Raw genomic sequence first — 9,731 nt, forward strand, 5'->3', positions numbered from 1 at the left:
ACCGGTATGGCTGATGCACTGGAAGTACAAAGAGAACACCCCGGTACCTATGAGAATCTCAGCTTCGAAGAACGACTGGCATTACTGGTTGACCAGGAAGATGCTGAGCGAAACGATAAACGCCTGGCCCGTTTACTCAAGGCAGCCCGATTCAAACTGGCTGCAACGGTTGAAGGTATTGATTATGGAAAGGCCCGGGGTATCAGTCAGTCAAAAATAACGACGCTGGTCACCTGTGACTGGATAAACCGGAAACAAAACCTGTTAATTACCGGCCCCTATGGTACAGGTAAAAGCTGGCTCAGCTGTGCCTTCGGGCACGCCGCCTGTCTGCGGGGTTACAGTGTTCGTTACTGGCGAATTACACGACTGTTGCACGCATTAACCATTGGTCATGGTGATGGTAGTTACAGCAAGCAATTACGGCAGTTAGCCAAGGTTGACTTGCTGATCCTGGATGATTGGGGGCTGGAAGCAATCACCCAGAGGCAGCGCAACGACCTTCTGGAGATTATGGACGACCGGCACAACCAGAGTTCCACCATTGTCGCGAGCCAATTACCGGTATCCGGCTGGCATGACAGCATCGGTGATGCAACGCTTTCAGATGCCATTCTGGACCGCCTGACACACAATGCCCACCGGATTAATTTGAAGGGCGAATCCATGAGGAAAACAAAAGGTAAATTGGACGAGCGTGAACACCTGGACTAAAAATAGGCTTGGGCAATGCTTAAGAGCCTGAAGGTGTTCACGCTAGCCAGAATAGGTGTTCACGCTCGCCAGAATACGCAAATGGCCCTGTTCCAATGGGCTGAAGAGATACCAATGGGCTGAAGAGATAACAACCCAATCCATTCACTCATAACAGCACCTGCACCTATGGCCTTTATCAGTCTTCTAGACGACAGAGCACGACCAAAAGGTTCCCGTGACCCGTTAGGGTTTGAACTGATCTGGACCCACTTTGGGCGTCAGGTGGTGGGTAACCTGACCACAATTACATCATCCCTGGAGAATTTTACCGTTGCCCTGCTTGGTTTCTGCTGGGCAAATGAACTGGCGGCACAAGACCCATCCCCGGAAAGTCAGGCGGAAATACAAAAGTATTTCCTCCGCTATGAACAGATGGCCGCTTACCTTCGGTTCTATCAAAATTCTGGCAGTATTATGGGAAAAAACCGGGTAGCCCGGCGGATTGCTGATCAAAATACAGACATTAGCATTGATGAAAAAACTCAGCAAATACTCAGTAACCAGACCAGTTATGGCCTCTGGGGTCTTTATTCATCGGCACTACGGGATACTGGACTGATTAAGGGTAATAAACGACAGCTCACTGCCAGTGGAATGGAAATTATTGCATTGCTGGAGGCCCGGCTGGATAAGTGTTTATTCATTGACCTGCTGACATCATCCTCCGTAACAAAACAACACCTGGAAGCCGCCAGTCATGATTTCCTTACTGCCATCAATCATCCGGATATCCAGCAAACGCTTCTGGAATCACTGTTGCTCGGTTCAGGGGGGAATCGTTTACAACAGGAGCTATGGCTAAAGACCAGGGGGATTATCCAGCTTGGCCAGCTGCCAGATGCCGGCCCTGATGAGCTACCGGTTTACCTGGCAACCCTCTTTGATAGCCACCCCTCCCCGGATCTGCAACGTGCCCTGAAATGGATTATTGATATCGAACGTATTCTGACTGCCACTAATAATATTTTTCACTACTGTCGTATGAAAGATGGTGAGTCCATAGCCACCATTATCCAGACCCTTGAAGATAAACAATACGGCTATGGCTGGCTGGTTGATAATCTCAATGGCGTAGATTTCCCTCGTAAAGCTGAACTGGAAAGAATATTGCTGGCCTTTAAACAGGGCAATTACCGGGAAGCCATTCAGATTAGCCTGTTGCTGAACAAAGAGGTTATGTCAGGTCGGGGAGGTGCGCCCTGGGTAGAGCTGGCAGGCGATAAATTGCGGGTCACGGTCAAGAGCGAAACCGCCAGCCTGGCTGAAAATGGCGAGGCACTGCAAAAACGTTGGGATTACGAATACTTCCTGAAATCCTATCTGCGGATTGCCCGGCATTATCAGCATCAGCCATCATCAGGGAGGCTTGGCGTATAAACCATGGATAAGTCATCAATCACCAATGAGCTGACAGATCGCCTCATCAATAAGACCGTGATCGCCGGGTTGTTCACCACCTATAATTTTGAACCGGAGTTTTTTGAGCTTGATATTATCTCGGAGTTGATGAGCCCGGCCATCCCCTGGTCAACCGACGAACGGGTGAAGCTTTTTCAGGTCCGGGAGGCACTGCGAAAATCAGCCATCAAACTGGATGTGTTTTACGACCTGCCCATATTCCGGCAATCTGCAGACCGGTCACCCCAGATGGAGTATCTCTGTCATGGTGTGCATATGGGTAATGCGGCTTTTCATGCAAAAAACATCTACCTGTTGGTTGCCGATAATGACAGCGGGCAACACACCTTACTGATGGCATCCGGCTCCAACAATATCACCCGGGCTGGCTGGTGGCATAATGTGGAAGTTCAGCATTGGGAAACCATCATAAGTGGTGAGGTGCAGCGGGCGTTCCTGAACCGGATAAAAGAAGATATTGCCTGGCTTAAGGGTAAACTCAGCACACCGGACAGTGCTGGCCTGACGTTAATTGAGGATTTTCTCAGTCACTGCCGGGGCAGCAACTCCGCACAGGAGGTCGATTACTTTTCCCTTGCCGACCTGAGACTGAAGCGATTCCTGCGTAAACGCAGTGGCAAACTGCTGGAACAAGGCAATGACTGGTCACTGGAGATTATTTCGCCATATTTTCCAGAGAACCATAACAGTGACTTGCATCAGAAACTATTTGCCGACTTTAACCTTCGGGAAATTACGCTCTTTCTGCCTCGCAACCAGGAAGGTGAAGCACTCTGCCATGAAGCGTATTTTCACCATATCAATGAGGCGGATAGCATCGCCTGGGGTGAATGGCATGAAGATCTGCAAAAGTCACTGGCCATCAATGAACAACCTTTTCGCATAACCCACAGCAAGATCTTTCATTTTTATAACGGTAAACAATCCCGGGTATTTGTCGGCTCCGTGAACTTCACCCATAAAGCCACCCATGAAAATATCGAATCTGGCTATTTCGTACAGGTTGACCGAAAGGGAACACCCCTGCTACAGCGGGTTGCAGTCGAAACCATTGACAATTTTAAAGTGCCCTCTGATGAAGAAACCGGGCAGAGCGCAACAGAAGCGGCAACAACGTTGCCAGAACTGCATATCAGCTATGACTGGTTAACCAAAACACTGACCGGCCGAACACCAAAAGAGTGTAGCTATGAGATTCAATTTCTGGGTGCCGAAAATTCCCCCATGCTCAGCCCCTGGCTTATCAGCCAAAAACTGAGCCACTATCAGCACAACGATGAACACATAGAATCAATAGAAGCACTACTCAGGAACAGTGCCCTGGTAACCATCACCGTAATGGATGTGGAGAGTAAAACGGCATTTGAACCCCATCGTATCCTGATTCAACAAACAGGCTGGACCCATAAACCACTGGACTTACCACAACTCTCCGCTGCAGACATTCTGGCCATTTATGCAGGCATGACCAGTGAACAGCGTGAACGCATCACATTAAATGCCCAGGAGATCAAGCTGATCCTGCAAAATCAGGGGGGTGAGCTCACTCACGATGACCAGTGTCTGGTGGAGGAGCAGTTTTTTTGTGAGTTTGCTGAAATATTCCACGCATTCAGGATGTTAAGACGACGATTGGCAGCCGCCCTGGAACAGGGCGACATTGTTCAGGTGGATTACTACCTCACCGGTTCCGGACTGGACAGCATTCCCGTGCTGATCAGGCAAACCAGCAAGACAGAGAGTGACTCGTTCAGCGCCGTAACAGCCTATCTTATTCTGCTATGCAGTATTGAAATACTCCAATATTCGGAATTTAACCCCCGCCCCAACGTACAGGCGAATCTTCAACAATACCTCCGGCAAATCACCGAGCTCAAATCAGGCGATCTGATACAACTGGAAGACAACAGTGAACAGCGTCGATTGATGTTTTTTCATTGGTTTGAAACGCAATTTTTCAAAGAGTACAAACAGCAGACTGCTGACAATACGGGGGATAATCATGACGCCTCTTGATTTAGAGACGGCCCGCCACATCATTGATTTTTCCGGTGGTCAGCCAGCCCTGGGTGACCTGGGAAATCTGCAGCTGGAAGGTGCCGTGGCCCTGCATAACATGCTGGTCAATCCTGATATCGGCATGGGTTACCTGGCCGATGAAGTGGGCATGGGCAAGACCTATATCGCGCTCGGGGTGGTGGCCTTCCTTCGCTATTTCAATCCAAAATTGAAAGTGCTCTATATTTGCCCAAGCCGCAATGTTCAGGAAAAGTGGTTGCGGGAATACCTGAGCATGACCAAATACAATATTCAAACCTCCCACTACCGAATTCGCTCGGTAACTGGCAAGCCGGCATCACCCTACGTCAGTTGCCGTAATGTACCTGAATTGATCAGAACCGCATCTCTTGGTCATTTTTCTGATATTTTCATCAGCAAAAGCAGCTTTAGCATCAGTTTGAGTGATGATGAAAGCAGCTGGGTAGGGAAGCGTGAGTCGATCAGGACACTGGTACCTGCACACCAATGGGAGGGTATTATTCATTCAAAAGCCGAGGTGAAAGACCAGTATGCGGCTGCACTCAATTACATTCTTCCGACATTTGACCTTGTGATTATTGATGAGGCTCATAACTTTAAAAAAGACGCAAACAGCAGTGACAGGAATCGGGTACTTTCTCAGGTGCTGGGTTTCAGTGACCGGGAAAAATTCCAGCCCAGGGCCAGAAATGCCCTGCTACTGTCAGCCACGCCTTATGACAGGGATATCAGCCAGCTACGCAACCAGTTAATCCTGATCGGCAAACAACACCTGTTGCCTGACAACATTGATAATAACGACAGGGATAGCATCAAAACCCGCTTGCAGGCATTTATGGTGCGCCGGCTCAACGCACTGAAGGTTAATGACACGCTCCACACGCGAAATATGTACCGAACGGAACATCGCCAGGGAGAGCAGGCAGAAATCACCCTGAACAGTGATGAACAAAAGCTGGTCACAGCCTTGGTTCAAAAAAAAGTCGGGGATACGTTAACCAAAAGCGGCAGTAGCCCTGCTTTCCAGATTGGCATGATGGCCTCTTTTGAAAGTTATGCCCAGACCGCCAAAACAGAGCCGGTCCAGTTTGATGGTGATGAAACAGAAAAGCAGCAGAACGATGCTATGGATCGCCATGTGGTCGCCCATATTGTCGACAGTTTCAAACAGGCAGGACTTGGAAAAACGCTGCCACACCCGAAGATGGATTCAGTCACTGAGCAGCTGGCACAAAAACTGTTTCACCAAGGGCAAAAACAGATTGTTTTTGTACGCCGGGTAAAAAGTGTTAAAGAGCTGAAAGACAAACTGGATGACCAGTATAACCACTGGCTGAAAAACCATATTTTCTGCCAGCTCGCGCCAGACAGCCCGTTCAGGGAGATCTTTACCCGGCTATTCGATACCTACCACAAAGTCAGTCTGACCAAAGATAGTGATATCTCCGAAGGTCAGTTCGTTGAGAGCACAGAAGGCGATACTGAAGATCATCAGCCAGCCAAAAATGACACCTTCTTTTCCTGGTTTTTCCGGGGTGAACTGGACCAGGCAGCCCAGGACATCATGCGATCCGGCCAGCAACTCTTGCCAACACCCGATGGCCTGCGTAAAGGACTTACCGCCAAGAACCAGGTGATTAGCCTGTTACTGGAGCTCAACTGGGCACGATATGTGACAGAACACTATAAAGATTCCCTGGAGCTGCTGGTCAACCAGCACCATGCCAGCATTCTAGCCCTGACCAAACCCCATCTTGCCAGTCAACTGCAAGACGATCTTCTGGATGTTTACCGGGCCTGCCAAATCGGATTTTTGCAATGGTATGCCGAACACAAACAACAGGCAGGCTTGCTAAAAATAGCCAATGCGCTGGAACAGCATCTGCCGCCACAACACCTGCGCAAAGCCGTTAACACCGAGATTAAGCCTGGCCAGTTATTGGATAATCTCCGGCTAGAGACATTTTATACGGCACTGCACCGATATCAGCTAGCCAGTGACCTGTTCCCGTTGCAATCCAGGGTATTTGAACAGTTGCGGAAGAACTTATGGGATGAAGAGCTCTACGACAAACTGGATATTCACGTCCATTTGATCAGCCTTTGCCTGCGTACCGGCCACGGTGTCATTGACCTTTATCTTGCCAGAATTCGCCAGGGGCAGGCCCGCTCACAGAGAACAGCCGCAGGTGCTGGATGAATGATCTGGTAACCATGCTGAAAACTCAGCAACTACAGAGTGACTATTCAACCTTTTCAGAACTGTCCGCCCTGGCGGCAACCGGACAATTAGACCTTATTATCAAAACCAATATTCCCGAGGTATTTGATGAGCCTCTGGAAAGACGTCGAACCTTTCTCAGTCACCGTCTCAACCCGGTTTCGCCGGTCATTGGTGCCACGGGTGAAACAGCGGGCAACCGTTCTGCCCAGGCGCGAAAATTCCGAATGCCCGGTTACCCCCTGGCCTTGATCTCTACCGATGTATTCCAGGAGGGCGAAGACCTCCATACCTTTTGTGACAGCATCTATCACTATGGCCTGTCGGGAACACCGATCGGGATTGAGCAGAAAACCGGTCGCGTGGACCGCGTTAACTCGCTGGTACAACGTCGCTTTATTAACCACCATCATCAGCAGAAAATTACCGACAGTTCAGATTTCATTCAGGTAACTTTTCCCCATATCCGGGAGAGCATTGAGCGACTGCAAGTCCGCCAGTTATGCCATAACCTGAATGATTTCATTAAATCGCTCCACGAGTTTGGCGATAGCTCAACAGTCCGGAAAGATCTGATTGATACTCAGGAGGCCCTGTCGGACAAATCAGAAATTCCTCCGCAAATCACCACTCCTCTGGAGTCGCCTTACATCCCGAATAAACCGGAACCGGGAGCTGGTAACCGGCTTGCACAATTGGAAACACTGGAGCAGAAAACAACATCAACACTACTGCATATCAAAGGCCTGCTGAAAACCTTCTGCGGCCCTTCTGTCTTAACACAGGGTTACCGCCTGCCCGGCTCTGACCGGATTCTTTCGGTAAAGCTGGAGTCGGCCAAAAATGGTGGTGAGATTCTACTGATCGCTGAAGAACCCTTTTCTTACTATAAAATATCCGACCATTGCATAGAGCAATGTATGAAAATATATTCTGAACGCACTTTTTACCGGATTATTGCCGAAGAAGAAGGCCATCATACCTTCAGGCTAAACAGAAATGCGGAGATACTGGTTGGCAACGAGAGCATGACTGAGCCTGAAGAGATTGAAGCCTTCTTCAACCGTTTTCACCAACAGGCAGTGGAACTTACTTATCAACAACCTTCTGAAAAAATCCATAATTTCTGTCAGCAAGCCCAGACTCTGGCCAATGGCCTTGATGATATAAATGGCATCGCCGATTTCGATACCCAGCAACAGGATGCCGCCTTACAGCTTACTTTCAGGCTGGGGATTAATATTACAACCAGAACCCAAAAGGTCATTATTCGACAATCAGCTAACCTCTGCATTTTTACCAGCAAGGCTGTACCCTCAAATGCCATCAGGGCATTCAGGGAGAACCGTGAGCGGAAAATTATTGAATACACCTGGGAGCGGAACCGACATACCGATGTCGTTGAGTTCTTTCTTGATTCAGAAGGGGATATCTCAGGGCGGATAACGCATCCTGAAGAGAACATGTCACTGGAAGAGTTCATCTTCTGCGCTTACACAATAGCCGTGGAGGCAGACCGGCTTGAGTATATTGTAAGTACAGATGACTTCCTGTAGACATTAGTTTTGTGTGCAATTAAACCAGTCTGCCTGGGCTACTTCCCTACAGGTCAACAAGGAAGGGCCATCATCACAGTGGCAGACTGGCTAATGTATCGCTAGCTGATAATTAACATGACCAATAAACGGCTCCCGGCAACTTTTTACCGTACTTAAACTCTTTGACATGAGCCTGAAAATCTCTGATGTCATCGCAAAAATTCCCCGATCAGTTAAAATCCGTCGCCTGATAATTTTTATGTGATAATCAGCGACGCTAGTCAAACCAGGCTTGGAGAGTAAGCGTCTAAACAGGGGGCAGACTCCCCCTATTTGTCGAGATCGGATTTTAACGGATTGGCCCCGAATTTTTCTTTCCAAATTCGTGGTAACAGATCCCGGATTTCCCGGGCAGGATGGAGGCTGATACGTTGCAGAACATCAACCAGATATTTATAGGGATCAATGCCTGCCAGACGGCAGCTTACGATGAGTGTTTGGAACACAGCAACATTATCGGCACCCTCAAGAGTCCAGCAGAACATCCAGTTCTTTCTTCCCATCGGGATACAACGAAGGGCTCGTTCCAAATGATTGGTGTCAATATCTACTGATGGGTCATCCAGATAAACCCGCAGTTCTTTTTCCCGCTTATGGGCATAGCCCAGGGCTTTACTCAATGGATTGCTGGGAACCAGATCAAGACGATGAAGTTGCTCACGGTTCCAGGTGAAGAACTGGTCAACCAGAGGCTTTGCCTTCTGCTGTCGGTAGTCTCGCTTTTTATCACCTTCCAGTTCCTGTTTGCGAATGTCGTCTTCTACCTTGTACAGTCCACCAATCAGAGCCAGCGCCTCTTTGGTAGCTTCAGGTTCTGCCTTCTCTGATTTAACAAAGTAGCGTCTGCTGTGTGTCCAGCACTCGGCATGAGTGATCTTCCGGTATTTTTTACAGAAGCTTTCATACCCTGGGTAACCATCGGTCAGTAATACGCCTTCAAATTTTTTCAGGTAGGGTTCGACCACATCACAGGAACGACTGATCGAGTAGATGAAGGCGACTTCATCCCGCTCGCCATAAAAGCTCCAGAAATAGCCTTTATTCATTTTTCCCTTGCTTTTGACACCGGCTTTTCCGGGCGTTTCATCCAGAGCCAGGGTTTTGCTTTCCAGGCAGCTATTGAGCAGCTCTTTCGCAACAGGTTCAAGCAACTGGGCTGCGCGTTGTTCAAGGTTGGTCAGGGTACCGCGACTGATGGTAACACCGCTGGCTTCCGTCGCTGATGCTGGCGGTAAAGTGGTAGGTGATACAGGTATTTATCAACCAGCATGCCGGCAATAAAGCTGACATCAGCAAAGCTTCGATCAAACAGACCTGAGGGGGCTGCAACCGTGGTCAGGGTCTGGCTCGGCTTATGCCGAACGACATCGCGCTGATATTGCAGGATAACGTAGCTGCCGGGGCGTTGTGCAAGACGATAGGTGTCTTTATGGTCAATGATTTCATACTGATCAGCATCTTCTCCCTGCATTTTCATGCTTTAGAGCTTCGTTTTCATTTCGCAGGGACTCGTTCTCATTTTTATATTCCTGTAAACGGACCTGCGACTGCTGGAGCAGTTGCAGGTGAGTGCGCATTCCGGAGCATTCGGCCACCCATTCCACTAACATTCGGCCACTGATTCCGGAAGTATCCGGCCACCCATTCCGGTAACATTCGGCCACCCCTAATCGGAGCGCAGCGACGCATCGATTTGC

General features: G+C 49.0%; 7 protein-coding genes. 5 read left to right on the forward strand and 2 right to left on the reverse strand.

Translation table 11 applies throughout. The features are described 5' to 3' along the window. From istB to J7439_RS24325, 5 genes are all read left to right on the forward strand, one after another. Positions 1–714, forward strand: a 714-nt coding sequence (gene istB / locus J7439_RS24305; protein ID WP_209204642.1) for an IS21-like element helper ATPase IstB, incomplete at its 5' end; no start/stop codon positions are given. 168 nt (positions 715–882) lie between these two features. Next, complete coding sequence (locus tag J7439_RS24310; protein ID WP_209204643.1) at positions 883–2,133, forward strand: hypothetical protein; 1,251 nt, start codon at positions 883–885, stop codon at positions 2,131–2,133. 3 nt (positions 2,134–2,136) lie between these two features. Next, positions 2,137–4,191 carry a phospholipase D-like domain-containing protein gene (locus J7439_RS24315; protein ID WP_209204644.1) on the forward strand — a complete coding sequence of 685 codons (2,055 nt, stop codon included), beginning with the start codon at positions 2,137–2,139 and terminating at the stop codon, positions 4,189–4,191. Beyond that, on the forward strand, positions 4,178–6,415 hold the full coding sequence (locus tag J7439_RS24320) for a DEAD/DEAH box helicase family protein (RefSeq protein ID WP_209204645.1): 2,238 nt from the start codon (positions 4,178–4,180) through the stop codon (positions 6,413–6,415). Before J7439_RS24315 ends, J7439_RS24320 begins: the two co-directional genes overlap by 14 nt. Then, positions 6,412–7,992, forward strand: coding sequence for a hypothetical protein (locus tag J7439_RS24325; protein ID WP_209204646.1), 1,581 nt, complete (start codon positions 6,412–6,414; stop codon positions 7,990–7,992). The genes J7439_RS24320 and J7439_RS24325 overlap by 4 nt, the downstream gene beginning before the upstream one ends. A gap of 311 nt (positions 7,993–8,303) precedes the next feature. On the opposite strand, the gene tnpC is transcribed toward J7439_RS24325, so the two are convergent. Then, on the reverse strand, positions 8,304–9,290 hold the full coding sequence (tnpC, locus tag J7439_RS24330; RefSeq protein ID WP_209204648.1) for an IS66 family transposase: 987 nt from the start codon (positions 9,288–9,290) through the stop codon (positions 8,304–8,306). Continuing rightward, positions 9,212–9,505 (reverse strand): hypothetical protein, encoded by a 294-nt coding sequence (locus J7439_RS24335; RefSeq protein ID WP_209204647.1) that lies wholly within the window; start codon positions 9,503–9,505, stop codon positions 9,212–9,214. Before J7439_RS24335 ends, tnpC begins: the two co-directional genes overlap by 79 nt. Positions 9,506–9,731: the final 226 nt, after the last annotated feature.

The sequence above is a fragment of the Salinisphaera sp. G21_0 genome (assembly GCF_017744115.1).
Lineage (GTDB): Bacteria > Pseudomonadota > Gammaproteobacteria > Pseudomonadales > Endozoicomonadaceae > Endozoicomonas.

Excerpts from the sequence above, each read along its gene's own strand:
- J7439_RS24335 (WP_209204647.1), bottom strand. The coding sequence starts at position 9,505 with ATGCAGGGAGAAGATGCTGATCAGTATGAAATCATTGACCATAAAGAC.
- J7439_RS24320 (WP_209204645.1), top strand. The coding sequence starts at position 4,178 with ATGACGCCTCTTGATTTAGAGACGGCCCGCCACATCATTGATTTTTCC.
- J7439_RS24310 (WP_209204643.1), top strand. The coding sequence starts at position 883 with ATGGCCTTTATCAGTCTTCTAGACGACAGAGCACGACCAAAAGGTTCC.
- J7439_RS24315 (WP_209204644.1), top strand. The coding sequence starts at position 2,137 with ATGGATAAGTCATCAATCACCAATGAGCTGACAGATCGCCTCATCAAT.
- J7439_RS24325 (WP_209204646.1), top strand. The coding sequence starts at position 6,412 with ATGAATGATCTGGTAACCATGCTGAAAACTCAGCAACTACAGAGTGAC.